The sequence below is a fragment of the Vibrio sp. R78045 genome, from assembly GCF_042466085.1.
Taxonomy (GTDB): domain Bacteria; phylum Pseudomonadota; class Gammaproteobacteria; order Enterobacterales; family Vibrionaceae; genus Vibrio; species Vibrio cyclitrophicus.
In genome coordinates this window covers 103,864-129,907 of the sequence record NZ_JAXHBS010000012.1, presented here as the reverse complement: position 1 = coordinate 129,907, position 26,044 = coordinate 103,864, and the positions used below count along the sequence as shown (strand labels likewise).

29 protein-coding genes are annotated in these 26,044 nt (G+C 40.2%); 10 read left to right on the top strand and 19 right to left on the bottom strand.

The annotated features are described in order from the left end of the window. Nucleotides 1-4 precede the first annotated feature (4 nt). On the top strand, nucleotides 5-187 hold the full coding sequence (locus SJY39_RS10360; protein WP_229636352.1) for a hypothetical protein: 183 nt from the start codon (nucleotides 5-7) through the stop codon (nucleotides 185-187). Nucleotides 188-194: 7 nt separating this feature from the next. Continuing rightward, nucleotides 195-476, top strand: a complete 282-nt coding sequence (locus SJY39_RS10355) for a hypothetical protein (protein ID WP_229636351.1) — start codon at nucleotides 195-197, stop codon at nucleotides 474-476. Between the two features lie 256 nt (nucleotides 477-732). Here SJY39_RS10355 and SJY39_RS10350 read toward each other — a convergent pair whose 3' ends face one another. From SJY39_RS10350 to SJY39_RS10335, 4 genes are all read right to left on the bottom strand, one after another. After that, complete coding sequence (locus SJY39_RS10350; RefSeq protein ID WP_229636350.1) at nucleotides 733-2,394, bottom strand: DUF6884 domain-containing protein; 1,662 nt, start codon at nucleotides 2,392-2,394, stop codon at nucleotides 733-735. Nucleotides 2,395-2,458: 64 nt separating this feature from the next. Then, nucleotides 2,459-2,842: a hypothetical protein gene (locus tag SJY39_RS10345; protein ID WP_229636349.1), complete on the bottom strand. Its 384-nt coding sequence runs from the start codon at nucleotides 2,840-2,842 to the stop codon at nucleotides 2,459-2,461. A 92-nt stretch (nucleotides 2,843-2,934) separates the two neighbouring features. Beyond that, entirely contained in the window at nucleotides 2,935-3,465 is a 531-nt protein-coding gene (gene radC, locus SJY39_RS10340; protein WP_390241932.1) for a DNA repair protein RadC, read from the bottom strand. Between the two features lie 252 nt (nucleotides 3,466-3,717). Continuing rightward, nucleotides 3,718-4,212, bottom strand: coding sequence for a hypothetical protein (locus tag SJY39_RS10335; protein WP_390241931.1), 495 nt, complete (start codon nucleotides 4,210-4,212; stop codon nucleotides 3,718-3,720). Nucleotides 4,213-4,436: 224 nt separating this feature from the next. On the opposite strand from SJY39_RS10335, the gene SJY39_RS10330 reads away from it, so the two are divergent. From SJY39_RS10330 to SJY39_RS10320, 3 genes are all read left to right on the top strand, one after another. Continuing rightward, nucleotides 4,437-5,297, top strand: coding sequence for a hypothetical protein (locus tag SJY39_RS10330; RefSeq protein WP_390241930.1), 861 nt, complete (start codon nucleotides 4,437-4,439; stop codon nucleotides 5,295-5,297). A 288-nt stretch (nucleotides 5,298-5,585) separates the two neighbouring features. Further along, complete coding sequence (locus tag SJY39_RS10325) at nucleotides 5,586-6,149, top strand: hypothetical protein (protein ID WP_390241929.1); 564 nt, start codon at nucleotides 5,586-5,588, stop codon at nucleotides 6,147-6,149. A 40-nt stretch (nucleotides 6,150-6,189) separates the two neighbouring features. Beyond that, nucleotides 6,190-6,735 (top strand): hypothetical protein, encoded by a 546-nt coding sequence (locus SJY39_RS10320; RefSeq protein WP_390241928.1) that lies wholly within the window; start codon nucleotides 6,190-6,192, stop codon nucleotides 6,733-6,735. A gap of 77 nt (nucleotides 6,736-6,812) precedes the next feature. Here the strand turns inward: SJY39_RS10320 and SJY39_RS10315 are convergent, their stop codons facing one another. The 7 genes from SJY39_RS10315 to SJY39_RS10285 all read right to left on the bottom strand — a co-directional run bounded on the left by SJY39_RS10315 (nucleotide 6,813) and on the right by SJY39_RS10285 (nucleotide 10,158). Continuing rightward, nucleotides 6,813-7,274 (bottom strand): RES family NAD+ phosphorylase, encoded by a 462-nt coding sequence (locus tag SJY39_RS10315; protein WP_267869867.1) that lies wholly within the window; start codon nucleotides 7,272-7,274, stop codon nucleotides 6,813-6,815. Next, nucleotides 7,271-7,711 (bottom strand): antitoxin Xre-like helix-turn-helix domain-containing protein, encoded by a 441-nt coding sequence (locus SJY39_RS10310; protein ID WP_229636343.1) that lies wholly within the window; start codon nucleotides 7,709-7,711, stop codon nucleotides 7,271-7,273. The genes SJY39_RS10315 and SJY39_RS10310 overlap by 4 nt, the downstream gene beginning before the upstream one ends. Before the next feature lie 62 nt (nucleotides 7,712-7,773). Further along, complete coding sequence (locus SJY39_RS10305; protein WP_390241927.1) at nucleotides 7,774-8,211, bottom strand: hypothetical protein; 438 nt, start codon at nucleotides 8,209-8,211, stop codon at nucleotides 7,774-7,776. Between the two features lie 154 nt (nucleotides 8,212-8,365). Then, nucleotides 8,366-8,875: a hypothetical protein gene (locus tag SJY39_RS10300; protein ID WP_229636341.1), complete on the bottom strand. Its 510-nt coding sequence runs from the start codon at nucleotides 8,873-8,875 to the stop codon at nucleotides 8,366-8,368. A gap of 66 nt (nucleotides 8,876-8,941) precedes the next feature. Continuing rightward, complete coding sequence (locus SJY39_RS10295; protein WP_229636340.1) at nucleotides 8,942-9,445, bottom strand: hypothetical protein; 504 nt, start codon at nucleotides 9,443-9,445, stop codon at nucleotides 8,942-8,944. Further along, nucleotides 9,435-9,752, bottom strand: coding sequence for a hypothetical protein (locus tag SJY39_RS10290; RefSeq protein ID WP_229636339.1), 318 nt, complete (start codon nucleotides 9,750-9,752; stop codon nucleotides 9,435-9,437). Before SJY39_RS10290 ends, SJY39_RS10295 begins: the two co-directional genes overlap by 11 nt. A 34-nt stretch (nucleotides 9,753-9,786) precedes the next feature. After that, complete coding sequence (locus tag SJY39_RS10285) at nucleotides 9,787-10,158, bottom strand: hypothetical protein (RefSeq protein WP_229636338.1); 372 nt, start codon at nucleotides 10,156-10,158, stop codon at nucleotides 9,787-9,789. A gap of 210 nt (nucleotides 10,159-10,368) precedes the next feature. Between SJY39_RS10285 and SJY39_RS10280 the strand changes: the two genes are divergently transcribed. Next, nucleotides 10,369-10,818: a hypothetical protein gene (locus SJY39_RS10280; RefSeq protein WP_229636337.1), complete on the top strand. Its 450-nt coding sequence runs from the start codon at nucleotides 10,369-10,371 to the stop codon at nucleotides 10,816-10,818. A 503-nt stretch (nucleotides 10,819-11,321) separates the two neighbouring features. On the opposite strand, the gene SJY39_RS10275 is transcribed toward SJY39_RS10280, so the two are convergent. Genes SJY39_RS10275 through SJY39_RS10255 form a run of 5 tightly spaced genes read right to left on the bottom strand, consistent with a single transcriptional unit; the run spans nucleotide 11,322 to nucleotide 14,836 of the window. After that, on the bottom strand, nucleotides 11,322-11,894 hold the full coding sequence (locus SJY39_RS10275; RefSeq protein ID WP_229636336.1) for a DUF2859 domain-containing protein: 573 nt from the start codon (nucleotides 11,892-11,894) through the stop codon (nucleotides 11,322-11,324). Further along, nucleotides 11,887-12,426, bottom strand: a complete 540-nt coding sequence (locus SJY39_RS10270) for a hypothetical protein (protein WP_229636335.1) — start codon at nucleotides 12,424-12,426, stop codon at nucleotides 11,887-11,889. Before SJY39_RS10270 ends, SJY39_RS10275 begins: the two co-directional genes overlap by 8 nt. Nucleotide 12,427: 1 nt before the next feature. After that, nucleotides 12,428-13,228: a hypothetical protein gene (locus tag SJY39_RS10265; RefSeq protein ID WP_229636334.1), complete on the bottom strand. Its 801-nt coding sequence runs from the start codon at nucleotides 13,226-13,228 to the stop codon at nucleotides 12,428-12,430. Between the two features lie 7 nt (nucleotides 13,229-13,235). After that, a complete protein-coding gene (locus SJY39_RS10260; RefSeq protein ID WP_229636333.1) occupies nucleotides 13,236-14,381 on the bottom strand; it encodes a hypothetical protein in 1,146 nt (381 codons plus the stop codon). 14 nt (nucleotides 14,382-14,395) lie between these two features. Further along, a complete protein-coding gene (locus tag SJY39_RS10255; RefSeq protein ID WP_229636332.1) occupies nucleotides 14,396-14,836 on the bottom strand; it encodes a hypothetical protein in 441 nt (146 codons plus the stop codon). Between the two features lie 3,093 nt (nucleotides 14,837-17,929). On the opposite strand from SJY39_RS10255, the gene SJY39_RS10250 reads away from it, so the two are divergent. Beyond that, a complete protein-coding gene (locus SJY39_RS10250) occupies nucleotides 17,930-18,301 on the top strand; it encodes a hypothetical protein (protein WP_229636331.1) in 372 nt (123 codons plus the stop codon). Nucleotides 18,302-18,435: 134 nt separating this feature from the next. On the opposite strand, the gene SJY39_RS10245 is transcribed toward SJY39_RS10250, so the two are convergent. The 3 genes from SJY39_RS10245 to SJY39_RS10235 are packed head-to-tail and all read right to left on the bottom strand — an operon-like array spanning nucleotide 18,436 to nucleotide 21,503. Next, nucleotides 18,436-19,344 (bottom strand): hypothetical protein, encoded by a 909-nt coding sequence (locus SJY39_RS10245; protein WP_229636330.1) that lies wholly within the window; start codon nucleotides 19,342-19,344, stop codon nucleotides 18,436-18,438. A gap of 16 nt (nucleotides 19,345-19,360) precedes the next feature. Next, entirely contained in the window at nucleotides 19,361-20,581 is a 1,221-nt protein-coding gene (locus tag SJY39_RS10240; RefSeq protein WP_390241926.1) for a hypothetical protein, read from the bottom strand. Then, complete coding sequence (locus SJY39_RS10235) at nucleotides 20,571-21,503, bottom strand: hypothetical protein (RefSeq protein WP_229636328.1); 933 nt, start codon at nucleotides 21,501-21,503, stop codon at nucleotides 20,571-20,573. The genes SJY39_RS10240 and SJY39_RS10235 overlap by 11 nt, the downstream gene beginning before the upstream one ends. A gap of 449 nt (nucleotides 21,504-21,952) precedes the next feature. On the opposite strand from SJY39_RS10235, the gene SJY39_RS10230 reads away from it, so the two are divergent. The 3 genes from SJY39_RS10230 to SJY39_RS10220 are packed head-to-tail and all read left to right on the top strand — an operon-like array spanning nucleotide 21,953 to nucleotide 26,044. Continuing rightward, nucleotides 21,953-22,405: a hypothetical protein gene (locus tag SJY39_RS10230; RefSeq protein ID WP_229636327.1), complete on the top strand. Its 453-nt coding sequence runs from the start codon at nucleotides 21,953-21,955 to the stop codon at nucleotides 22,403-22,405. Continuing rightward, a complete protein-coding gene (mobH, locus tag SJY39_RS10225; RefSeq protein ID WP_229636326.1) occupies nucleotides 22,398-24,620 on the top strand; it encodes a MobH family relaxase in 2,223 nt (740 codons plus the stop codon). Before SJY39_RS10230 ends, mobH begins: the two co-directional genes overlap by 8 nt. 17 nt (nucleotides 24,621-24,637) lie before the next feature. Beyond that, entirely contained in the window at nucleotides 24,638-26,044 is a 1,407-nt protein-coding gene (locus SJY39_RS10220; protein ID WP_390241925.1) for a hypothetical protein, read from the top strand.

Here is a 26,044-nt window from a genome sequence, read left to right as displayed (position 1 = left end):
CACGATGAAAAACTGGTTTAAAAAACACTATGAAGCGTGGTTAATATTGAGAGCTGCAAAGATATTGAATCGCAACGTGGAGCGTTCGCCAGTGATTAATCGTCGTGATAATAACTATCTCTTTGAAGTCGAGTTTGAGCTTAAAGAGATAGCTCAACGAATCAAATCTGAATACAACGAGATCTAGAGGGAAAATGATGGACACACATGACTTTACAGGGTTCAAAATAGACCTTATCCCGAACAGTCCTGAAACCCCGATGATCTTGATTTTTGATGGTGTGGCTTGCTGTAGCATCGAACTACCATCTACAGGTGAGTTTCATGTTTTTCCTGCTGATGACCGAGCGTTATACCACTTAGTACAGTTCAAAATGAACGGTGCTAAAAATAACCCTCCAGAGATAGATTTTCATGTACCAGTATCGGAAATGGAAAGGTTTAAAAAAACTAGCCTTTTACCAGTAATCAGCTAATGGGGGAAAGTCTGTCAATGGACGCACAAGATCGAATGAATGAAGTGGCAAACATCGTTGATTTACAAACCTTAATTTGGGTATGTATTTGCGGCCTACTAATAGGATCTTCTTTGGGTGTGTTAATCAGGTGATAAACCACGTCAATCCATGAAGAGCGAGATTGTTTGGATAAATAAAAAAGCCGTCCCTCAGCGAGGGCGGCTTTTTTATTGATGGTGATGGTACTCCACCAGCTCTTAGTTGGTAGTTGCGTTTATGCTGACAACTTAAGTGCTAGTTGGACGGGTACCGCTGTTTCGTTCTTTTGAAATACCTTTTTGATTGATTCAAATCTTACTAATTCTCTAGATTGGGTTTGAAAGTTTCTGCATAAATGGCTGAATTTACGCCAATAGTGGTTTTTACACTCAACGAACAAAACTCTATTAACGTCGGGACAGGAAACTATTTGGTATACGTAAGCGATGACTTCCTCAATACCTTCTTGTTTTCTGACTTCAATCTGAAGACTTGGGTGACCTTTCATCAGTCGATTGTAAATGTCTAGGAACTCAAACACCTGATCTTCATTGATCATATCGAACAACTCTTGTGTAACGATTGGTTCATCTCCCAAGCATTCTACGTCATAGTCATGCTTAATAAACGAGTCTAGTTTGGTGATTTGTGGTGACTCATATTGTTCAGTTATGGCCTCTTCAGTTTCTGAACCAATTCGGTTCGCACCAAAGATACTAGGTGTTCTACATGCGTCCATTGATAGCTTATTGCCTTCGATTCCATGAAGGTTTGCGATCAAAAGTCGTGGGTGTAGTTTGTTGCGGTATGAGGCATCACTCATGCCAAAAAAGTGGACCTTTTTGAATAACTTCTCCTTCGGTCGCTTTGGGTTTTTAATCGACAGTAGGCGGTCGATATCGGTGAGGGGTAAAACTAAGTTTAAGTCATCTTTTTCTAAGCATGGGATGCCTAGTCTAATGTTTGAAGGGTAATCAAGCTCGTGCATCATTCTTAGAGCGTGAGACTCGATGTCGTTAGATTTATGAATGGGCAATATAACTTCAGTCAGATTTGTTAGTTTCAGAATGTCTGTTTTGTGTTTGCGTACAATGTTGACCGCATTGTCGTTACATTTTATGTCATCAGGAACAACGGTAAAAAGGTTTCGACTCATGCGAAGTGGGAGGTATTTGATTGTTTTTGCATATTCACTAAAAACCCAGTCAGTATCGATGTCTTCACCCGCTCTGGCTTTGGTGACTAGACCATTATCCATAAAGCAAGCTGAGTGATTAGTCGTCTGAATCAGTTCGTTGTAAAAGAATGATTTTTTCTCGGTATTGGTATGAGCTAAGGAACCACCGATACTGCAACCAGCTGCGATGTACCCAAGTTCAGCACTATTTGATACACCACTCCTAAATGTAATGGGAGGCTTAGGTTGAATGCCATTTTTGACAAAGCTTAATACCTTGCTTAAGCGACCTCTAAGTTCTCCGATACCTTTATGGCCACGACTTATGTAACAGCTATTGAATGATTTGTGCATTTGATCTTCTTTAAACATTAGTTCAAACATATTCAAATAACGGTTTGTAAGTATGACATAGCAATCGCGTTCTTTGTTTTTATAGCTATTTAACAGTCGACGTGATGGTTTGAAGTGTTGGTTAAAGAAGTTTGTTGTTGCTTCATGGTTGTTCTGATCATGCATTTCTACATCGTAGCTTTCAATCAGTTCGTCATGTTTTATCAAGCCATGCAATGCACTGAATATTACAACTTCAAAATGATCATGAACATTGGGTACCTGCTTATTGATCATCTGATAGATATTACCAGTGTATAGGTCGTAAGCGTTATGGGTACCAGGTAGTTTTGGTTTGCTACAACCAATAATCAGTAATGGTTTCATAGTGTATTCCTTTTGGGTGGTGAAGAAAGCCATACCAACAAGGTATGGCTTTAACGGTTAAGCGTTATACGTCTTCTTTACTTCGTATTTCTTTGAACTTATTGAGGATGCTTTCTTCGCTTATGCCATATGGCTCCAAGCGTTCTACGACCTCTTCTATATCATTCGTGTAGAAGCACTCATGATTGAATAGTTCGCGGCGAATAATGGCACTTTCACCGTTTTCTTTCAGGTCGAGTTCTCTTGCATTTTTAATAATGGTTGGATACTCGGTTTTAAGCGTTTCTATGTGTTCTGATTGACAGTACATACCGTTACCACAACTAACATATTTTGCTTTTTCTTTGGCTTGCTCTTGGAATTGCTCTTGGCTAAACGCAAAGAAGGTACCTGTTTTCTCAAACAGCGTGGACATTGCGTCGTTTGTGTAATCACTAAGATATTTCATGGTATTTTCCTTTTGGGGTGCTAATTCACCACCAGCAAATGCTGGTGGTGAATAGTTGAGGGTGTATCTGTTTGTTTTATGAAGCTGAGAGGTTAAATCCAGCCGCGTTCTGCAAAGCTAACTACTTCGTTCCCGCCGACAACCATGTGATCGAGTATGCGAATCTCCATTAAAGAAAGGGCATCAATTAACTGTCTTGTTATTCGACGATCGGCCTGAGATGGGGTTGCATCACCTGATGGATGATTGTGGTACACCCAAATACAAGCAGCATTGAGTTCTAGGGAACGTTTAATAATCTCCCTTGGGTGAATGTTGCAGGCATTTACTGTACCGGTAAAAAGAACTTCTTCTGCGATGATTCGATGTTGGTTATCACCGAATATCACTCCAAACTCTTCACGCTCTAGTTTCGCTATTTTATTAGCTAGGTAGAGTTTCATTTCATTTGGAGAAGTGATTGCGTCGCCCTTGTTAAAGGTTTCTGACAACGCGGTATGACCTAGTTGTAGTTTATCTTCAGTTGATATTGAAGAGGCGTAATCATCAATAGTTGCTTCACGCATAGTAAAGCCGCCAATTAACTTTGGATCTTCGATTCTTACGTATAGTTTAGTAGACATGGTATTTCCTTTTGGGGTTGTGGCAGTAAAGCCATAGGTTCATGCGTAAGGGCATAAGTGCTACGAGTAGCGGGGAGGTAAGGGACGCCACCAGAAAGGTGTTTGGTACTTAGAGCGTCAATGTACCAAATAAGCATTTGAATATTAGCAATTGAATGGCCATAAGGCTAGTGTTCCTGATCATTGACCAGCGCTAAGGTTGGTCAAGTGGTAACCTTCTACATCTCGCAGTCGTTAAGTGACAATGTCACGCTAGTTTGTTCTTACTTCGTTCCTAGCGTCGTCAAGCAAGATGTTATGTGTTGGCTCATCTATAGTGATATTCGCATAAGCTCTTAGATAAGCTGAGCCATTGTAATGCTCAAGGAATCCTATGATCCCCAAATCATCATCTGAATGGTAGTCACTAAAACCATTTAGTTTCATTGATAAACCATCCCAGCCAAAAACTAGGTTACCAGTTATCGAGGTGGGTTGGTCTTCAGTTGATTTATCTTCCAGTGAGAAGGGAATAGGGCATTCTAGGCGCTCTACATGTTTGGCAATGTTGGTTTGGTCTTTTGGACCATAAATGATGAATGGGCCGAGGAAACCATTTTGTTTGGCTTTCTCGATAGCTAGTTCGTGTAGGGTTTGATTTGTTAGACCTTTGTCGGAAGAGTTAAGGGTGCAATAAAACATATCCGGTTCACCTTTGTCATTATGACAAGCCACCAGCATGTTAGAGGTTTTATGGGTATCAGACATAGTAAGTTCCTTTGGGGATGAATTTGATAAAGAAGTTGCCAGCAAGGCGAGTGTAAGAGGGATGCGACCGCTAGGGGGTAGGTATTAATGCATCTATAACCTAATTCACAGCGATTATTTATGATATCGGTCTTGCTTACAAGTAGTACTGGGTAAAATGGTGAACTGAAATACGAGGCATTTTGCTGTTAATCTATTGGTCTGGTAAATGATAAGGAGTTTAGGTGTATATGATTGAGGATGAGAGTGTTTATAGTGTACCTATTAGAGAGCAGCTATCTGAGTACCTCAGTTGGCCGTGGTACGCTTTTTTTCTGCTTTTGCTCGTAGATGTAGCTTTTATGGTGTTTTCCAATGGCTTCCTAGATGCAGCACTTGGTGTCTTTAGAGGGATACTGTTTGTTGGTGTATCGTTAATTATCTCGTATGTAACGTACGCCCACCTCATAGCACGGTTCGAAATCAACCTCTATTTACAAAAAAGCTTCTTCAGCAGAGTCGGGGGTTCACTAGCGTTCGCTTTAGTGGTGACCATGTGTACTGGGGTGAACATTTTTCTGATCGCTTCTCTGACACCTTACATGGGCCTTCTTGTGTTTTGGCTGATTGTGTCGAAGGTCATTATGTCGACAATGGATGACCATGAGTTAAAGGGAGATGTCATGATCATTAAGAATGTACGTAAGGCGGAGTTGGGCTTACATATACCAATGAGCATCAATATGGATCTTTCTAACGGTTCGGGGCTCAACCAATTAACTCCTAAGAGCTTACCTGAGTATCTAGTAAGGATGATTTACACCGGCATTGAATCCTCAGAGCGCGATAACGATTCTAATACTCTGATTATAGAAAGCGACCTGATATCTAAGCGGTGCCTTAAAATTATTAGTGATGAGATTAGGGGTGTACCTGGTTGGTATATGGATCAGTCTCGAATCTATGCGGGGCCAAGGGCGCTGTTTCGATGGACCGTGCTCAAGTTTGTTTTCTTTCATAGACGTAAATACAGGCCGTTGGTTCGAGTTACTATTCGTCGTTTACAAGTAGATGAAGTGCGCACTGAACTACCAGCTTGTGATTAAATATTCAGCTCTTGTTGTATATCACCGGTTATTTTTAGACCTTTACGCATAAAAAATCATCAACCTTGATTGTTTATGTTTTAGGGTGGTGAGTTTTCTGATTGTTATGCATTGTGTGGTTGAAGCAACAATGTGTATATGCATATTAATATGATATCATTTCTAAGTGATTGATACTTGGCGTTAAGTATCAGCATCTATGATGTACGCCACTCATTTCCGAACCACCAGCTGGTGGCCTTCATTTATACGCAGTATTTATTTGCTCTTACCCAAAAGGAAAACACTATGTCCAACTCAAAGATTTTTGAAAAAAATGAACAAAGAACTCAACTGATTTATACCCATACTCACCGTAATTTTAAAGGCGAATGCAAAAAAAGCATGAACCTCACATACATGGATGAAAGTGGAAAGACAGTACTTGGTAACCCATCAGGAATGCCAGATATAACTTACGCGGAGCATTACATTTACGCTTTGCTTAAGGAATTTTCAGTACTTCAAGAGCGTGTTTTGCAAAAGGTTATCGGTGCGTATTCGTGCGCAGAGAAACTAAAGCAAACTTGCCAATGGCGTGGAAGTATTGATGAGCTTGAAATCCTTTTGCAGGATGACGAAGCCGCATTTTTGGTTCGCGACAAAAAGGTTATCTTTCTCGATGATCTTAAAACTATCTATAGCCAAGTTTGTTCTATCAACAAGCTTTGTTGTGAGGGCGTTCTTACGGTTGGCCGCTATGGCTTTAATCGCGGGGAGTCGCAATTTGGTATTTTGAACCTAACGTGTGAAAAGCTAGAAGAAAAAGTAACTCACCAACGTCAACTATGGTGCCAGCTGCATTCAGAGTAGCGGTAACCACAAACATAATTATTAGAATAAGGATCTATTCATGAGCGACAAAATTAAATTCTTTGGACCAATTATCGCGATTGTACTCATTGTGACATCGGGGGTTGGTTGGTATGAATATGCTAAAGCGAACAAAGAGAAAGAGGTCTTAACTGAGATACACATTCTTGATGCTAAAGCAGGTGCTGACTGGATGAGCAATAGCGCAGAGTTGCTGGAAGCCGGTAAAAAGCCTCTAATATCAAAAGCAGCAAACGTTGCGGCTTTGGTAGGCATCATAAACAATCACTATGGCACCGACGAAAGCAAGTGTGCTCAAAAGCTTGTTGAGTCTTCTATTGACCCTTTTGCTGTTGTGATTGGTAATGCGAGCCTTTTGGTTGAATACGCGAGTCAGCAACAAAACAACATTTACTATTTAAAGAAGTTAAGTGAAACAGATGGGAGCGATGTAAAGGCGCTATTCCAAATCTTATCTGATCATAGTGCTGCAATAGCTAATGGAACAAACCCAAAGAATGACGACAACTTAGTGTCGGTCTTTGAGTGTTCAGATAAACTTTCAGTTCTCTTTAATAGAAGCTGATTTAATAAACTAAAAAACGAGCCAATAGGCTCGTTTTTTTGATCATAAAGACTGAGTTAGGAGTTATCAAATCAGGATTAGACTAACCGAGTATCAATAGATATCTCGTGTCTCTTCATTGTCTTGATAAGTTTGTCAAAATTTGGGTGGTTAATATTTAGAATGTAGTTAAGCTCGCGAGGAACAACGACTGATGGGACAGCTAGAGCTAAGCTATTGTTGCTTGAGAGCCATTGATCCCCAATCTCTGCAGTTTCTAAAGGGGCTGGTTCTTCTTTCCAGTTACTAGGTAAGTCTTCATTATTAAGTAGAAGCGCATCTTCTTCATCGAGTTCAAGAGTGAACAAAACATAGCTGTCTAATACCTTAGTATTCTTGAGGTGCACAAGAATCTCAAGAATGGCAAGCGATTCAGACCCTGCGACGTATACGGCGGGGCGGCCTATTGAATTCCACCTTCCACCGTATAAACGAGCTCCGTTTCCATCCATAGCGGTATCAGCTCTTTTCTCCTTAACGATTCTGTATATGGTAATCAAGAGAAGACTCCGTGCTCCAGTCGACCTATCAGGTTTAGAACCCCTTCGGATTCTGCAGTTGTAGAAACCATATCGATTGGTCGTCGGTTACCGAGCCCTACTACGGGAGATTTCATCCATTCACATGCTGCAATAACATCTCCTTCAAACAAATCCACTGTTTTACTGAAGATTTCCGCGTATCGATACAGGCGATCACTTTCATCTTTGTTGAAGCGGCCTGTTTTAGATCGGCGGTTTAATGTTGCGCGAGGAATCGTTACAGCGGTAGCCAGTTCTTTCTTATCAACTTTTGAATGTTTAGCTAGTTTTTCAAAAACATCATAGTCTAGGCCTTTGTTGACTATCTCATAAAGGGTAACCCCTCTAGCAGGGATGCCCACTCGCTGCCAGAAGCTGGCAGGTTGTTTTACTGGTTTGAATGCTTGCAACTCCATATCAATCACTCCTATATCAATTGATACACTTAGTATGTATCAATTGATGTTTAGCTGCAAGTTTAAAGGGGGTGGGAAATTTTAAGCATGGTTCTAAGGACACATCTAGAGGAATAAGTCGTATAACCGCCATCACATTGGCAGTATTCGTGTTCCCAGTCGCTAAAGTATTGCTCGGCGTCGGAATAGCAACTGAGGTGCACAGGTTGGTTTGTGATGATATCAAGCTCAGGATCAAGAAGCCTAAAATCCATTTCGATATCTTTCAGTTCTTGCTTGGTGTAGCTATCTCTCTCCCAGGCTGGAACCGGAGTTCCTTTAATGATGGTGTAATTGGTTTTGGACTCTATCGCTACCAATCGGTTGTCGACCTTATACAAATGCAGCCAAACCACCAAGAAGATGCCGTCAGGGTCCGACAAGATTATCCTTAGCACCTTCTTAAATTGAGTATTGTTAGGGTTAAAGAAGGGGGTTTTCTGGGTCCACTTAGATGCCATATCATTGAGCCTTGAATTGTTATTTAATGTTTATGCACAGAAATGTGTATAACACCGTATATTTTTTAAATTGAACGACTAAAAATGCGGGAATGGTGAATATGAAGCGCTGGTGGCTAGGCGTCACTCCACCAGCGAAGGTTGATTGAAAGAATTAACCAGCACTGAAGCAAGCTTCAAATGGCGAGTTAGGTTGATCTATACCATCAACGGTTATGCAAGCAGGCGGCTCTCCCTGCTTGAGGCTAACAGTTCCTTCCGCAGTGATTTTGCTCTGCGTGAACTCATGAACCGGAAGGCTCATAGACGCCACAACCACATTTTTTTCGTTTACAACAAGCTCTGTGTTGTAGGTAACCTTTACCGCAAAGTTGGTTGGTTGGCCTTGAACAGGCTGCATGTATATTTGAATACCAGATGATACGTCTTTATGAATTGGGAGAACTTCCTGTTCATCGATTGTATGGTTCCAACCAACTAACAATGTCTGAGTGTTTACATTAAGTAGCTTTGTCTCATGCACTCGCGATAGACCCATACTATATTTCTCTAGGCTTTGATCAAACCTCACTTCAATCTTTGCAAGAGTGGGTGCCGGTTTTAACACTGCAGCATTAACTGCAATTGGAGCGAAGAGCGATAAAGCCAGTAATTTAAGTTTCATGATTATTCCTTTCTAAATAGTTTATTGCCTTATATGTCCACCAGCGCGGTTAATAAGGAGTAGGGGCTAATCCCCATTAATGAGAAGGTTAGGCGTTCCATCATTATTGACATCTAGGCCAGCGGCTCGCCTTGTGTTGATAGGGCGGTATAGTTGATCAGCTATCAGCTCTGCATTAAAGGCTACCCAGTGTGTGAGTTTCAAAGCTTCGATATAATCCAATGCTTGTTGGCAATCTCTTAGGTTTGTGTAAAAGAGAATTTTCTCTTCATTGCTTAACTCTCTATTAGGTTCCACAAACACCTGTTGTGACAGAGGTGAGAATTCCTTTTTCTTTGATAGCTGTATGAGTTTCCTACGTCGAACGGTTAACGAAAAATATGTTTGATAGCTATAAAATCGCCAAGAGCCATAAGAGCTGGCCACTGTGAGGGCAGATGACATGAATGATACTGATTCGATCGTCGACCCGAAGAAATACACTGCAACCAAAAATAAACTGATCTTTAAAGGAGCCCATGGAATGGACATAAGCTTGCGTAGGCGAGCTGATTCGTCGTTATAGTTCATCACTAACTACCTTCGGTACAAACACAGACACTAGCCAATCACTACAGAGGTAAATATTGCCCTCTTTAATTTTGTATGTGATATGAGCAATTTTTGAGTTACCCAGGATTGGAATTAATCCAGACACCACGCTTGCCTCTTTTCTTGCCTTAATCACTATATCTACGGTCTCATTCCAATAAACGACTAAACCATCACTTTCTTGGGTCGCGCATGTTGCATTGCTAGGCCAACCTATCTCCTTTGAAAGATATTGCTCCAAGGTTAGGTCGCCTTCTTTAAGTACTTCAACTGTAAAATCTGTCATCTGAGCACCTTTATGCTTGTTGTAAAAGTAAGTGTTAGCCAGCGTGTTTATGTTGGATATTTGAAGGGGGATTATCTTTAGCCCTTAGTTTGGATAGCTCACACTCTATAAGCCCCTCGAAGGCTTCGGCTGTGGATACTTTCTCAGGGGTTAGTGCACCGCTAAGGATGATCTTTTTAATGCACTCTGCGAGCGCGAAGAGGCTATCAGAGGAATGAGGTTCCGTTTCAAGGTGACCTATAAGCTCTAAGGCCCAAGGCTTTTCTGCAACATCAACCATTTCAAACCAATGGCGAATAGATTGAATAAGGCTTTCAGCCCAAATGTCCTCATAGCAGCCAATACTCAAACTTGGTTGTTCTGTTCGATGCGCACTCTTCTCACCAATGTACTTAGTACTTTCCACTTTGAATCCCCGCAGCTTTAGTTCGTGTCAAGTATTTTACAAGACCTTATTGACATATGCTCTCAACGCCGCACAAATAGTGACTTCTTCAATTTCTAGCTGTATAATTGGGGTATTACCCCATTTTATTGAGCTTAATTACTAGTAAAGAACTGTAATCGTACATTTTATTGCTGGTGGTCTGTTCTCGATTGTTATAAGGAATATCTCATGCACATTAAACAAATAGCCGTAGCTCTACTGCGTACAGCCGCCATTATTTCAGCCTCATTTGCACTGAAAGCTTTTGCAGCTCCCGAAGCAGATCACACGCCGTTTAACTTTTTTTCTGTGAACTGTCTATCTGAATCTGGGGATAGGAGTATGGGGGTTTCAGCAATGTCTAACCGACTTTTAAGTTTTACTATCTTCAGTGAAGGGATTGAATACACGTACCACGATAAGAAACCACCTATCACAAGAGTTCTTCAGCTTGATGAGAAAAGTGAATATTCCTTTGTGGGTGAGTTTGAGACATATCAACCGAACGGGCCTAAACAAACCTTCAAGATTGATGTATCCAAAGACCTAACGAGTGCGCATGTGAGCTATCAGCTTAACGATCAATCCACTGAGTCATTTGAATTTGGTAACTGCAAAACTCGGTTTTCTAAACAGTAAAATAATGGGTTACCGTTGAGCGGCCATCATGGACCGTTCAAGTGACCAAGCGTATGGAGAAAGCGATGATTAATATGTTATGTAAGTTTAATTCCTCTCGACGAGTGGCTGCACTGTACAGAATTACCCTTGGTTGTTGTTTTGTCATTATACCAACAGCTAGCCTAGGTCTTGTATTACTATTAAGTCCAGAGAGTGGCGGGTGGGAGAGAGGGGCAGGGGCATTTATGATAAGCCTTGTGATGATTCTACTCAGAAAAACGATACCGATGTTTGCTTGTGATTTTAAAAGGGCGCTTAGACACAAGGGTGAGCCAGTAAACATGCTCTTGCCAGTAGCTACAGCTAGTTTATTCATGATGTGGTCGATACTTCCACAGGCTTGGTTGCAGTAGGTTAAGTTCTTTGAATGACTCCACCAGCTAAAAAACGAAATAGGGCTCAATGCCCTATTTTTTTGTACCCAAAATTGGGCAGGAGTTTAAATGGTCATTACGAATGCGTTACTGATAAATACCCTGATTGGTAACAAGTACGGGGTAGCCAGGAACCCCGTAATCACGATTTAAACTGTCACCAACCCTCACTGATAAAGTGAGCGTCGGGTATCTGGATTTATAGTAGCGGATGCTATCAGGGCTACTAGCTTCAACTATTGCTAGAGTAGTGTTTGTGGAGATGAAGTAATCGGCATTAGATTCTACCCACTCTTTCGAGAAATCATCGTCACCAATCACTGCTAGTGGATTTATAACGCTCGAATTTTTCCGCTCTATATCAACTTGAAGGGCTATTGGATTAAGCGTGTAACTAACAATCGGAAACATCGACCCAAGAACTTTCTTCTCAACCATTTTTGGGTCTTCCTGTTCTTCTTTAGCAATAGCAGCTGCATGTTCGATCTTCTGTATGTTCTCAATTCGCTTTTGTACCGAGATTTGATCCAAAATATCAGGAGCAATAAAATCACTTAACGGCTTGCCACCTTTATCTCGCAAAACAATGAGCTCTTGTGAGTGCGCTGGTGTTATGGACATCATATATACGAATAGGAGCCATACGTGCTTATTACGCATAACCTAACCTCTTATAAATCTGAATAAAGCCATTCCTGTAGTTTTCAGCCTTTTCAGGGGTGAAGGAGTGATACAGCCCAGCAGCAGTGAACCAGTCACCACATTTGTCATACTGCTCTCTATAGTAAGCAGCTCCGACATTTAAACTCCTTGCTGGATGGGTAGCCTCCCATAAATCTTCAAATTTTTCTCCATGCCACTTCCAGTTAACTTGGATTGGGCCCAGGTCAAACGAACGATGACCATTATCCAAAAGGTACTTAACGTTGGTGTACAGTTCTGCGCGGGAGTCAAAGTAAAAGGAGCTGCCACGAAAGTTCATTGCAAAAGGGTGAGGCATCTCGATAGAACCGAGTTCACTTTCTTTATGGGCAAGGGTAAAAAGGAGCTCGGGCGGAATATCATGTTTCTGTGCTGCAAACAAATAAGCAGGAGCAACCGCTTTACCTTTAGGGGGCTTGGCTATTGCTGGTGGTATTAATAGACCACCAGCTGCAACAGACATGCTTTTTATGAAAAGTCGTCTATCCATATCATAACCGTGTCGCGAAAATTGCGCCTGTATAGCCCATGATAACCATTGTCGGGTAATGAGTGACTCCCATGCCTTTAGCCTCACCATTATCAATGTGGAAATTATAGGTATCTGACTTAACCTGATCCTTGGTAACTCCATACTTATTGGTAAAGTCAGTTACATCTTTCTCTGTTACTTTTCCACCATCTTTAGACAAAAATACTTCAATTTGCTGCTCCTCTTTGGCGTTCGCAACGCTATCAATAACATTCTCGGCACACTGGGCATCACAGCCTTCAACTTTATAAAAAAACAAGGTTCTACTCATTTTGTTTTTTGCCATAGGCTCGAGAGCGACATTGCCAATTTGATTAAAGCGAATTGGGGCTGAAGGGCTGTCCTTAAGTTCACCGAATAGTTCGTTGCCAACAGCGGTATTTAAGTCAAACCACTCAGCTTCTTTTAAATGCTGTTTTCGGATATAGAGCATAGCTTTTCGGGATAACTCCACTTTCTCTAAGTCAGTTTCAGCGTAATCAAATAGAACTCGGTATGGGTCGACCGTTTCTAGGTTTAAAAAACGGCTAGTAGGGTTAGTTGTGCGAATTATTAACTTATACCGTTCCCACTCTTCCTTTGTTAAATCCCAAGACTTACGTTGCCATTCATCCTCGGCCAACTTTGCAGCTTCATTATCTACGGTCGCTGCTTTTGGGTTTGTAGTAAGTACCGGTACGTTCATTGTCGACGAGTAGGCATTAGAACTAATAAGTAACGCCGCTAATGCACTTCCTGTAATAAAGAGAGGACCTTTCATAAATCACCTATCTAGACGCTGCTAAAATTACGAGCTCATTTGTTTGTTGGTTTTGCAAAAGGATCTTTGTTGGTGTGGTGCCATTTCTTGTTGGCTTTATGGCTTTGACTACAAAGTCACTATTGTCACTAATGTAATCACCAGTCTTAGCAAATGTCAGAACAACATCATTAGCTAAATGAGCTATGTAGTCACCACCGACACTTGTAACACTATAAAGAGACATACCGTCTACATTAGTCTTCACTTGCACGTTAGCTTCTGGAGCTGCTGTTGATTTAGGTTCGCTTTTTGAAGTAGATATTACTTTTGCGTTGGTTACAGGTTGAGATTTAGCAATGACCTTGGCTGACGCCTTACTTGGTAAAGTTACTTTGGGTTGTTTAGGATTAATTACTCCTGCCTTGGATTGCTTATCGACAAACCTCTTTATGTCTAGCCACAACTGTTCCTTGAACTTACTAAGTTCCTTTGGAGAGACAGTATTCGATGTAGTTGCTGCTTTTTCGGATATAAAGGCCTGGATTGTATCAATATTACTTTTGTAGGTATCTAAACGACTTGTTAGTTCGGCGTCCATAAATGCCATCTCACTTCTATACTCATCAATTTCATTTTTATAAGTGAGTAACTTTTGATTCGTGTTGTATTGCAACGTCAGATGGTCAGACTTGTTAACTTTGCCACTAAGCAGTTCCTCAGTCTTGCTTAATGTTTCAGCTTGGCTATCTTGAATGGTCTGTCGTATAGAAAGCCTGAACTCTTCAAGTTGAGATACTTCTACCAGTGTTGGTTGTGGTGTATTAATACTGCTAGGTAGGTAAGTAAGCAGAGTATCTTTATATGTGTACACAGCATAACTTGCACCACCAACAACCGATGCGATTGCCGTAAGCTTAAAAAACGTTTGAAGGGCTTTTTTGACACTTGGCATTCCATTGGGCTTTGCTGGTGGCTTTTCTTGTTTGATGGTATCCGCATACTCAGAAGAAGGCATATCTTCCTCATGAGCTGATGTGTTGCTCACACTAACCTCAACCACATCTTCACTCTCTTCCGTTTCTCTTTTTTTATCTTTGTACAAATCCGTAGGTAAACTTTGCACGTTGTTTTGATTGTCACTCATTTGAATGGCCTCTAATGATTGAGACATATATAAGCCTCGTTCTAGTTGTTTAAAGTTGCACGGTAAATGGGCTGGATTGTGATCTTTCGTTGGTACTCGTCGTACATGACCGAATAGGCAGGGCCGATCAATGTAGTAAGCACGTTCTCTAATGTCACATCAATGAACTCTCTGTGTACATTTGGAAGTGGGTTAACCAGTTGCTTTAGTACTTCAGGTTGAAGGTTGTCAATTCGAGCTAAAGAGTAACCAGTTTGCAAAAGTGAGTAATTTACAGCTTGGCCTACTAGTTCAATATCTTTTGGGAAGTTAAGCCGTAATACAGCTTGCTTAATGTCTCTTTGTTGAAACCCCGAATCTACGTTTACTTCTACGAATTCAGATAAGCTGTACTTCTTTACTTCTGCTAGAGCTGGGGGAGTTACAAGCTGGAGGGCTACCGCTAACCCAGCAATGAAAGGCATGGGGTATTTAAGGTTCATGCAATATTCCTATGTATATTGGGCATAGACCTATTGTATTCGCGAGGGGGATATTGGAAGAAACTTGGAATATGAATTTTATGCGGCGTAGTTGTATACGAAAAAAGGCCGCTGGAATGGCGGCCTAGTTTGGTTAGCAGTTTTTGTATTGCTATTTAAGTGCCAAATTAATTTAAAGCTCGTTACTACGATTTGGCTAGCTCCCCAGATTACAGTCATGCTGCAATTGGGACCTGAACTGGTTAAGTGATGTAAGACCATCTAACGCTGGTGATTTGTAACCACCGTAAGCACTTGCTTTTCAGCAATTTCATTCTAGATCCTTTTTTTTATTCAGATCAACCATTTTCGAAAGTTAAGCCAAACAGGCTGATTTGGGGACCGTAACGAATTTTGAAATAAGCCCTCTGGTTTTGGAGATCGCGGTGGTCGGTTTCTGGGTTGAAATTTTTCTAGGTTGGTTTCTGGGTTGGGCAGGGCAAGCCCTTTTTATTAAAAAAGGTAATTAATTATTTCTTAATTAAGTCGAGGCCCTGGCAGGGCTCAAACCTCGAAACATACGAGCACTCCCCCTTAGAACCCCACCAAAATACAGCGACCACACCAATATGACCACTAATGACCACCACCCTAGGAGCACCCCACAGATCATGTCTATTTATATAATATGAAATTGAGAACACCTAGCCATGAACACCTGAATAGACTTATTACAATATCGAAAGAAATAGCAAGCCCTTATGAGTAATTGATATATGGAGTTATGATGTATTGCACCTTTAAAGCCAAGATATCAAAAGCTCGAATCATGTTAAGAGTTAAAGAATAAATGAGAAAGGCTGGCCGAACACACGCATGAGGACACTTGCAATCAAGTTAGGATTACCCATTGAATTAAAATCAGAAAAAAAGCAACAAATCCAAACAATGAAGATGGTTTACTTCGGTTATTGAAGGTGAATGAACTGCAATGACTAGTAGATATACCGAATACATATCGTTGTTACTTTTTCAAAGAAATAGTCCTACTTGCGTAAAATACTTGAATTCTAGGTTCTTACTATGGGATTTTTGATGTTGATTTAATTGATAAATTCTTAACTTTTAAGAGGAAGTGATTTGTGAAAGTGAGACCAATATGACTTTCACATGTAATGACTGAGTGCTATTTGGTTAAACTAAAAAGAAAATCACTTCAAATGGTAGAGCATTGAATGCTGTCAACATGTATTCAACACTAATGGACTGCCGACTGATACTTAGGGGCAATGATTGCTCTTTGATGTAAGAACACGTAATGAAACTTTCGTACCAAACCATATTAAGTGAGTACTATTAAAATCAATTTAGTGTCAATTGATAACCATTAAACAGCAGAACAATAGTTATAGATGCTTGAGAGTATGTTAGAGCATTGGCCTTACAAGTACCAAACTAACTGAGAAATAGCATGGGATGAATTTTCACTCACATGCTTTTCTTTGAGTCTGGGTTGTAAAGCTTCGGTAAAATTGAAACGAATAAGTTCATTTTCAAGAACGTGAAACGCATAAAATTGGGTGAATGAGTTGGGAGTTCAGGAAGCAATACCATTACAAAAGTATATTGAGGTTTTGAGCGGTTCTGTAAAATTATGAATGACTATCATCTCACATTGCCATGATGTGGAAATCCAGAAATACCAGTCTCAAGATTTCAATGCATTATTTGTAGTAACCATAAATGTTATCCCAGAGTCAGCAGAACTGATTAATTTTGCTTGATTAGGATGCAGTAAGGTCAATCTTAGGTTTATTGGATATTGCTAAGTTGATATTCCAATTTACTTCCAATTCCTCAAATATCTAACAGAATCAAACCAAATTTAGACGCTACTAGCTTAAGCCAGCTTTGTTAACTGAAAGTTCAAATTTAAGAATAATAGCTAACTTGTTTGAGATGTAAGACCAGAACCTGTTGATCTCAAGGCGATCTGACTTAAGTATAGAATTGAAATATGATAAAGCTGAAGTCCTTTAAAAACTTGATATTCACTATATGTGATGTGTATTTACCGATAAATCATATCTAGAAGCGCCCCAAAAGGGAGCTTCAACATGGTTAAAATTTATCATAACGAGTTCTATTTTATGGTGGTATTGGTAATGACTGGAGATGATTGCAACTTTCAACTTTCAACTTAGGGTTAGAATTACTAACACATCCCATTTAGAAGCTAAAGATGTATGGGTTTGGTAAAGGCTACTTTTTTAAACCATTACTTTGCCTAACGGTTCATTCATGTACGCGCTTCTCTAAGCAACGAAGAGTTTTCATTCTTAACAGTGTGACGAAGTAGGTAGATACATTGGAGATAGATTAAACCTAGTTTGATGACAATTGATAGGGTTAAACAAGAAGTTTCTAACTAATAACTCTCATTATTACAGAATGAATTAACCCATTTTTTGCCAAATTCACATCTGTTTAGTACCATCTCCAGGTTGAAAATTTGAAGAAAAAAATTCGATTGTTGAGATTATACAAACTCGAATTAAGTTAAGCTATGTGTCTACTTAACTGAATCAAGTTCAATAACTGTAGTCTTTCTAGTAGTTGCAGAATATTAAGGTCATATTTCTTGTCTATTGTTTAGCGCAAATATCGAGAACATTGAAATCTGTTTCATTAATTCTATGCAAGTAAAATTCCTTTTACTTGCACTTATAGTCACCTAGTCAAATACCAAATCTCTAACGCTTATAGTTAGAGGAGGGTCTGCTCGCATGTAATTCCAGCAGTTATTTGCAACTGTTGATAAGAGGTATAGAGCGAAACGATCCCACGTTAGTATCAAATGGGTAACTGTGAGACGCAACAAAGCCTAACTCATAGAGTTAAGACTTTGGCTTAACTACCTATTCGGTAGGAGCATTGACAGCAGCTTAATCGAGTCACATAGGCTTAATGTCAGTCTATTTGTCTATCCCACTGCAATTTTGATGCTTAGCGTAGCGCTACTGGATGAACAAGGTTTGCAATTGCTATTGTCTCAACCATTGTCTGAATTCATCCAAATTAAGCTCAAACTGATCGACAGAAAGGATGTATAAGATGAGTGATGGATACAGAGGACTGAGCGTTTCTTCGGTTAAAGAACTGGTTCAAAATCCAGATAAAACACTGAGCGCGATAGCGAAGCCTTACAGTGGGTCTGGATATGTTTTGAATATTATAGATGGTGAACAGACGTTTATTGTTGCCTATTACCGAAGCAACATGAAGCTGTACAAACGCTCAGACGCACTACTCAATGATGCTCAAGATATGGGACTAAAGTCGGCACATTTGAGTTATAACCCCTGTTTAACCCGCATCGTCCTGATGCTCCCTATCAAAAAAGTTGCAATCTTTAATGTCAGAGTTTCGATCTTAGTTGTCCACCGACACTATTACCAAGCAGATTTCTTGCTGGCTATTCGGTAGGGTTGCGACCGTAAAGTAAGATCTTGGAACTGGTTTTTGAGTTATGCAAAATTCTATTTGGGAGTATGGATAATATAATAGACATAAAAAAAGCCGAACAAGTAGTCGGCTTTTTAGAATTTACAAATTAAAACTTATGGTTGTATAACTGCATCACCACGACGTTCTGCTAAGACACCAGCTTCATGTTCTTCAGCTTCAACCAATGCCTGTTCAGTCGCTTCTTCACGGTCTTTTACAAAAGAGTCAAGAGAAGGTGGGAGGCCTAAAAACTGACTCTCTAGATCACACTCCTTCCACCAAGCATCGAAGTCTTCAGGCAGCTTAATGCGATCGTTAGCTTTGATTGACTCAACGGCGCGACTATTCATCTCGCTGAAGTCTTTTATTGTAGCGCCAGTATTTTTATAACGACTGAACTCCATAAGAGGAGTTCGAATATTGCCACTGACAGCTCGTTTAGAGCTTGCGTAGTTACCCTTATTCTTAGGGTCGACAGTAATCAAAATGTCGTAAATTAAAAGAGTACGGTCAACGTCAGCCAAAGATTGGGTTAAGTGGCGAATATGAGGCGATCGGAAAGAAATAGTTCGTTCACCGATGATAGCATTGGTTCGTTGATGAACCTTGTAGTTAGGGTTAACATTCGAAAAGAGTGTAAGCTGACGAGATGCTTCTTCATGGTCAAGTTTAATGTTGCTTATTGCTAAATCTAAAAGTCTTTCGATCTCAAGTAGTTGGTACCTTGCAATAGGGCAGCCATTTTTATATGCCGGTATTAATGCCTGAGCTATACCTCGATCCAAGTTGTGGAACCCAGGAATAAAGCGAACATCTTCAGTTTTCTCTTGGCCATCAAATATACGCATGGCTTGTTGTGTAAAAAAATCATGCGTAAGAGATGCACTTAGTCCTACTTCGGTCTTATTTCTGGTACGTGATTGAGATTCTTCTGTCTGAATCGTGCTTTGGAAGTTTTGACTTCCTTGGTTAGATAACAGACTAGCTAGAAAATTATTCTTTACGCCTTTTGTCGTGGTCATGTGGTGTTCCTTATCTTTATTTGGCTTCTCTTGAAGATTTCATAATGAGAGCTGTTGCAGCATTCTTAAATACCGTATTCACATTGTCTTGTTCTTTCTTGGAGCTGCATTTGCTAATTGATAGTTTATGCAGTTCAGATAAGGCAAGACCTGTTCGTTCGGTAAGTAAATGCAATCGAAGACGCTCATTTGCGGTTTGTTGGGACAGCACATGGTGAACGGTAATAGTCACACCAGAATCAATAATGCTATCTAAACAACGATCTCGTGAAGAAGTAAATAACTCTTGCAGGCGGCTTGGCACGTTATAAAAGGATTGAGCAAAATCAAAAGTAGCATTGTTTTCGCGTAGCCAACTGTAGAACTCTTCCTTCTCTTCGATGCTATCAGCAACACAAGAGAAAGTTACATTGAACTCTTTAGCAATGTCGTACATTAATTTAACGCGTTCGGGGCGACTGTATAAGCCATAATCCCGCTCGTAAATTCGAAGTAGTTGCGCTTTTGCTGCGCGGTCGATATTAGAGCGAGGTTTATTGGCACCAGTTGTGCGCCCCTTGCAGTTTAAGTAATCACGAACTTCGCCTAAAGCGGTTTTTTTCATTCCCAAGTAGGATTCAGCATGTTTTTGAGTGATCCCTTGACTAACTATGTCTTGAACGAGTCCCATTTTCTTGGTTGATTCGTGCGATGGTTTGATAACCAAGTCGACGAATTTAGAGTTAAACCGAATTAAGGCTTCTTTTTCAATGTTAATAGTCTCAGCAATAACCAAAGCTTCAGGCAGAGATGTACTTGAGAGGAGTTCGAGTTGTTGGTAATCAAAGCCTACAGATAGAAGTAACTGCATGTTACCTTCCGCAAGCCACTTTTTTACGTGACAAATAATACTAAACGCCATTTGGGTGTATGCCCCAATAGTATTTACTTCGTATTTATTTATCGAGCCAGCTGCTAAAGCTTTAACACGTGAAGTGAATAGATCAGTGTTAATTGTAAAGAAATCACCAAGCCTTAATGACTGCTGTTGCAGTGTGTCATTAAGGGTGTTGGCAAGCGTTTCTTCGTACATCTCAAGCCCTTTAACAGTAAGACCATGCACATTGGCGATTGCTTCTTTGGACTTATTGTTTTGTAGGGCCGATGCTGTGTACAATTCCAATCCAACTCGTTGGAGGAATGTGGAATAATCGAGTGCAATCTTTCTTTGAAGTCTGCTATTTGTGTTATTTGACATAATTTGATACTAACCATCTACGTCTGCATATCTCGTTGATCACTTCAGAAAGACCCTGCACCAATTGATTAGCGTACCAAGGGTGGTACTCTTCCAAAATAGGCATTATTCCTGACTGCTCTTCAAGACAGCTGTTTACGACTGCTAAAATAACCTTCTGCAATTGCATTGATTGCGTGGAAGGTTGTTGGCTTATATCCCGAAATTTTAGTGATAGCATTTCAAAGTTGGAGTCTTCAGCACTGAGTCTATTGACGAACTCAATGCAGTCTTCAAGACTGCTCTTCATATGGATTTCAGTTGTATTCAAAAACAACTGAAACCAACACATCACTAAGATGGCGTTTTGATTATCTTTTTTACCTAGTTCGGGAAACCTCATAGCCAATCCTGTTGCGGTGCAACCTGATTTGACTAATAGCTCGTTGTATGGTGTTAGTTCAGATACAAAGTTAGACAATTTTAGAAGGGGAAGTTTTACTTCTCCGTCCTTGGATTGAATCCAAGCAATGGCCGCAGCCTCAAAGGAATTTAATCCCTCTTTAGCTTTGATTGCTCGGATTTTTGCAAAATTCTTTCTTGCTTGCCAAAATTGTGCTTTATACCCGCAATTGATCAGGATGTAGTAACATTTAACATCTTGCATACGTTGGCGGGGAAAAGTTAGGTTTACATCTTCCTTAATTAAGGCTATTGCCGATGATTGAGTTACATCAAACTTGCGACAAAGCAATTGCACCATGCGGTACCAAAAGAAAATAAGCTCCGTTGTCTCTCCCGTTTCTCTTGTACTAATACGATGGCTGATACATTCACGCCACTTATATGTCACCTCTGATACATTGGAATAGCGTTCAGCAGTATTTTGTAATTCAGAAAGTACGCGTATGCTATCTGGTGAATCAGAGATTAAAGCCGTCATATAAGCTCCATTTGACGAAAAAATACCAAGACATTCATCACCATAAGTGTCAAAAAAACAACGCCACTGAATTGACTCATGCAGCTGAGTTATTTTTGAGCACTTAACGATGAAGCCTATATCAAATATGCTACCTTATCAACGTAGTACATGTTCATAATATGACGAGTTAGTCATAAATAAGTTACAGTATATCGTTTATATTATAAATTTTGTGAATGTTATATCAGGTTAGCAGCTGACCCTTCGATCGGTAATCCTATCGATTTGTCAGTACCCTCAATTTACATACCCATCAAAACTTTTACCAACTACGCCGCACAAAAATCAGATTCCCAATGACACGGCAAACTACCTAGATTACGCCGCATAACTTTACGATTTTAACTAATAGGAGGCCGACTTTTATAACTTACTATGTTTGGTACGTTTTTAAGGTTACCGAGTATATGACGATATTAAATCCCGCAGAGCAGCGCCTGGAAGCAAGCGACTTCATAAAATCATTAGCTTTTCGAACTCGTAAGACTGAAATTATTACGTTAGTAGAGACGTTTTTACTTCTGATAGATGGTCTAAGTGAATACTTCGAGGACTCTCTTTTTCAAGAAAGTATATCGTCATTAGAAGAAGAGTTAGTGGTTCGCTATAACACTTACGTCATGGCAAATCCGGTAAAGATAACTGATAACGAAACAAAGCTTCTTTGCAATGCACTTATGACATGCATGCTTGAATGTCGACTCCCATTTCTATGTGTAACAAACCAAAACAACCATTCATGGTCTCCATTTGACATGCCTTTTTATGAATTCGCCAAATCTAGCAATCGAGTGAAGGTAAGTTTAGGTAGTGTTAGTCAGTACAAAATGACAGATTTGCTTGGAGTTAAATATGTATAAACTAATCAAAGGTTTTACTAATTTGATTGCTGGTAATCATTCAGATATTAGCCACAAAAAGCCTAGAGACCCATTTGTAGTGTGCCCCCCTGAAGTTCTACTCTACAAGCATCAGCAATTCATAGAAGAGGTAAGATTGTGTACTGCAATTCCTAGAAATGATTGGGAAACGTTATATTTACCGATGTTTGATAACGTTGCTAGGTACGTTCAAAACTTACCAGCAAGTGCCGCGCATCATCATTCCGCAATAGGCGGCTTACTAGAGCATTCGCTTGAAATTGCGATGTACTCTGCAAGAGTAACTCGAGGAGTAACATTCACAACAAATGGTCAAGAGGTTCAAGTGGGTGAGTTAGCCCAAGTGTACATTTACGCCGTTGTGTCTGGAGCTCTGATTCATGACTTGGGTAAGCTTATTACAGACCTAGATGTATTTGTGGAAATTGAAGGTAAGCAAATTAAATGGAACCCTGTACTTGGCCCTATGCCTATTGGAGCAAAATACAGATTTTCGATGAATCACGATAGCCAGCGAGCTCGACATGATCATGAGCATGCTTCTCCACTGTTAGCTAGGGCAATTATTCCGTCTAAAGGTCTTCGATGGTTGTCAGAATTAAATACAAACCTGTATCGAATGTGGCTCTCAACAATTTCAGGTCATGGGAAGTCGTTTGGCGCAGAGGTTTATGATGCTATACATCTAGGTGATATTCAGTCTGCTAAAAAATCAATGCAAAGTGGCGGCTCGGGGCATAGGGCTGTTAGTGCTCAATCTGGTAAGCATCAGCAATCGATCATAATTGACACCAATACTCCTGATATCATTAATGATGCATCTCAAGCCCCTACAGCTTCAGGTGATCGTTATTTTCACGAACCATTTATATCCTATTGGAGAGATTTGATTCTATCAAATTCTGTTAAGTTAAACGCTCCAGGTTCTTATGCATGGGTTACTGATAACCACATATTTTTAATTTCCCCTAAAGCTATAAATAACGCGGTTGAGCACATAAAAGCTCTTGGCCAAATACCAGCAAAACAAACCGACCTACAAGTTCTAAGTCGTTTAAAAGAGCACAATGCGATTGAATGTCTTGACCAGGATAATCCTAGTCACACGCGAATGAACATGAAAGTTTTTGACCCTACCAATAACTGGAAAAAACCATTGGGTTTAACCGCTGTAAGGCGGTCTCTAATTGATCCTGATGGCCAATTGCCGACTTTTAAAGGGATACTCACTACCCAACAAAATGACACTGTTATTTATGACGGTATTCAACAAAAGCAGAAGCAAGCACAAGAGGCAACCAATAATGAGCAACTTGAGCGCGCACATAACGATGAAGTGACTTCAAAGGTATCTCCTCTTGAGCAAACTAATGTAGAAAAAGATGACATTGGGTCTGTAGTTGCAGATGAATTAAAAGACCTACCGCAAGGGAATAGTCATTATTTAGATACTGATAATTCATATAACCAATCTTGTGTTGAGGATTTTCAGGGTTTTGTGAATCCTAATATTGAGCCTGGTCCTGATTTTAGTGATTACGAAGCTTATAGCCAAATGGGAATTGATGGCACAGCCGTTAACGAACCACCTGAAACTGTGAATTCAAGCCTTGAACACCGAGCACCGGAGCTATCAGAAAGAGTCGCTAAGCTCGTTCCTAAGCATCAGAACTCTGTAGCCGAACCACTAGCGGATCAATCAAAAAATATATCATTAGTTAACATACTAACCACTCCAAAAGAGAATGCAGATGTTGAAGTAAGTACATCACTTACAGATGATGAGATTAACGGTGAAGTAGGTTCAGGGAAAGATTTTTGGTGGTGGTTACAGGAGCAATCATCTAAAAAAGCATTTGAGATGAACAAGGCACACGCTCCTGTGCACATCGTTCTATCTAGTGGCCAGCGATGTGCATTTTTGGCTTCACCAATAATTTTTATGGACTATTGCAGGGCAAAAAACCTAGGAACTTCTAATAGTTCAATCACTAAAGTACAGAATTCATTCTTCAAGCTGTCTAACCATATACCTAATACGCAGGGTAATATTCACAGAGTATCCGTGAATAGAGTTAAAAAGCGAGCAATGAAGCGGCCTTTATCAGGGGTGCTACTTACCCCTGATGCCACAAAGGAATTGTTTGATGAGCAGTATTCAGACTTACGCTTGAATCAGTGGTTTGAACTCTAACACTAAAAGGGGTCATCATGGCTGTGTTCTATTACGATTCAGGTAAAAAGTTAGTTGAATCTGAATTGTGTCAGAAAGAAATTGTAGCTATACACAACAAAGGTAATTCGCAAGGGCAAGAGATTCTTCACGGATTAGCTCAAACGAAGCGATGGCTCGCATGCGATTGTGTTTCTCCTGTTGCTTTAATGTATCCGAGGAATCATGCGGGAAGTTATACAATAGTAAATCATTTCAAGTACGGTACCCATTCCGATGTGTGTGAGTTTTTTTCTACCGTAAAGGGGGAGGATAGGGCTGAAGCTGAAAGAGATACTATAGATGACAGCATACACAATTTGTTGAGCCGAGAAGATTCTTTTGCCCTGTTTCGATTATTCCCTAAAGAAGATTCTGACGTAATAGATAAGTCAGATTCAGATGATGAAGACAAACCATCATCAAGTAGTTCAACTGCCCCAAAGATAGACACCCTGCTAAGGATTTACTTCAACTGTATTGACTCTGCGTATCAAAACTATTTCTTTGGGGCTGAAATTGACTCATCACCAACAAGTGTCAAACAACAATTGATGCTTGCTCGCGATAGAACATCTGCAATGTTTGTTAGAGGTGGCCAGCCACATTTGATGACAGGTGGCCAGCTTGACGCAATGAGTAACCCCATGAAGGATATTTGCTTCGTGGGCACTAGGGGGCAGCAAGAAGCAGAGTCTTTTTTGATGCAACAAATGATGAAAAGACAGGGTAGGTCGAGACCTACTGCACTTTTATTTATAACTGGTGACAACTATGCTTATGACTCCCGCAAGAGAACAATTTCATTAGTTTCCAATGAAGAACATGGCCCAGTTGTAAGCCATTTAACGGATATAATTAAACCCCCAATCTATGGTGCCGATATGGCCCATAATGTCAGCTTTCCTGTAATGGTTATAGCTGCGTTTACATTTGAGACTCCTGAGAGCCAATATCCATGCATAGGTAAGGTAGCTGTCCATCCCATTTTAGGATCTGGCAGTATATGTCCGATTCAGAATATTTATGAACAACAATTTCTGCATGCCGCGAATTTTGTCCTTGCTGCCTTTAGACGCAGTTACCCGACGTTCGCGTTCTATCTAACAAAACCATTATTTGGATTTCGGGCTCACCCCAACTTAGTGCCAGGATTTATTCTTTCTTCCAAAAGCACTTCTACAGGAAAGAGCTCTCGTACATTCATTGAAATTTTACCTAATGGTATGAAGAGGACGATAGAAGAGGCGCAGAAGCTTCAAGATAAGATTAAGATCTTTTATAAAGGAAATTTCATCATCATTCATGGTTACCAACACTCAGTGGACAAATCGCATGAGTTAATCAGAATATCTACAACAATTTTAAAGTCCGAACTTACAAATCATATGAACAAACTGCAATAG

Bases quoted from the DNA above. Each gene is read 5' to 3' on its own strand.
- SJY39_RS10270 (WP_229636335.1), bottom strand. From the start codon at position 12,426: ATGGATAGACGACTTTTCATAAAAAGCATGTCTGTTGCAGCTGGTGGT.
- SJY39_RS10245 (WP_229636330.1), bottom strand. From the start codon at position 19,344: ATGACCACGACAAAAGGCGTAAAGAATAATTTTCTAGCTAGTCTGTTA.
- SJY39_RS10355 (WP_229636351.1), top strand. From the start codon at position 195: ATGATGGACACACATGACTTTACAGGGTTCAAAATAGACCTTATCCCG.
- SJY39_RS10325 (WP_390241929.1), top strand. From the start codon at position 5,586: ATGTCCAACTCAAAGATTTTTGAAAAAAATGAACAAAGAACTCAACTG.
- SJY39_RS10300 (WP_229636341.1), bottom strand. From the start codon at position 8,875: ATGAAACTTAAATTACTGGCTTTATCGCTCTTCGCTCCAATTGCAGTT.
- radC (WP_390241932.1), bottom strand. From the start codon at position 3,465: ATGTCTACTAAACTATACGTAAGAATCGAAGATCCAAAGTTAATTGGC.
- SJY39_RS10275 (WP_229636336.1), bottom strand. From the start codon at position 11,894: ATGCGTAATAAGCACGTATGGCTCCTATTCGTATATATGATGTCCATA.
- SJY39_RS10235 (WP_229636328.1), bottom strand. From the start codon at position 21,503: ATGACGGCTTTAATCTCTGATTCACCAGATAGCATACGCGTACTTTCT.
- SJY39_RS10320 (WP_390241928.1), top strand. From the start codon at position 6,190: ATGAGCGACAAAATTAAATTCTTTGGACCAATTATCGCGATTGTACTC.
- SJY39_RS10260 (WP_229636333.1), bottom strand. From the start codon at position 14,381: ATGTCTCAATCATTAGAGGCCATTCAAATGAGTGACAATCAAAACAAC.
- SJY39_RS10255 (WP_229636332.1), bottom strand. From the start codon at position 14,836: ATGAACCTTAAATACCCCATGCCTTTCATTGCTGGGTTAGCGGTAGCC.
- SJY39_RS10345 (WP_229636349.1), bottom strand. From the start codon at position 2,842: ATGAAATATCTTAGTGATTACACAAACGACGCAATGTCCACGCTGTTT.
- SJY39_RS10335 (WP_390241931.1), bottom strand. From the start codon at position 4,212: ATGTCTGATACCCATAAAACCTCTAACATGCTGGTGGCTTGTCATAAT.
- SJY39_RS10240 (WP_390241926.1), bottom strand. From the start codon at position 20,581: ATGTCAAATAACACAAATAGCAGACTTCAAAGAAAGATTGCACTCGAT.
- SJY39_RS10310 (WP_229636343.1), bottom strand. From the start codon at position 7,711: ATGGAGTTGCAAGCATTCAAACCAGTAAAACAACCTGCCAGCTTCTGG.
- SJY39_RS10250 (WP_229636331.1), top strand. From the start codon at position 17,930: ATGAGTGATGGATACAGAGGACTGAGCGTTTCTTCGGTTAAAGAACTG.
- SJY39_RS10280 (WP_229636337.1), top strand. From the start codon at position 10,369: ATGCACATTAAACAAATAGCCGTAGCTCTACTGCGTACAGCCGCCATT.
- SJY39_RS10350 (WP_229636350.1), bottom strand. From the start codon at position 2,394: ATGAAACCATTACTGATTATTGGTTGTAGCAAACCAAAACTACCTGGT.
- SJY39_RS10295 (WP_229636340.1), bottom strand. From the start codon at position 9,445: ATGAACTATAACGACGAATCAGCTCGCCTACGCAAGCTTATGTCCATT.
- SJY39_RS10265 (WP_229636334.1), bottom strand. From the start codon at position 13,228: ATGAAAGGTCCTCTCTTTATTACAGGAAGTGCATTAGCGGCGTTACTT.
- SJY39_RS10360 (WP_229636352.1), top strand. From the start codon at position 5: ATGAAAAACTGGTTTAAAAAACACTATGAAGCGTGGTTAATATTGAGA.
- SJY39_RS10220 (WP_390241925.1), top strand. From the start codon at position 24,638: ATGGCTGTGTTCTATTACGATTCAGGTAAAAAGTTAGTTGAATCTGAA.
- SJY39_RS10305 (WP_390241927.1), bottom strand. From the start codon at position 8,211: ATGGCATCTAAGTGGACCCAGAAAACCCCCTTCTTTAACCCTAACAAT.
- SJY39_RS10230 (WP_229636327.1), top strand. From the start codon at position 21,953: ATGACGATATTAAATCCCGCAGAGCAGCGCCTGGAAGCAAGCGACTTC.
- mobH (WP_229636326.1), top strand. From the start codon at position 22,398: ATGTATAAACTAATCAAAGGTTTTACTAATTTGATTGCTGGTAATCAT.
- SJY39_RS10290 (WP_229636339.1), bottom strand. From the start codon at position 9,752: ATGACAGATTTTACAGTTGAAGTACTTAAAGAAGGCGACCTAACCTTG.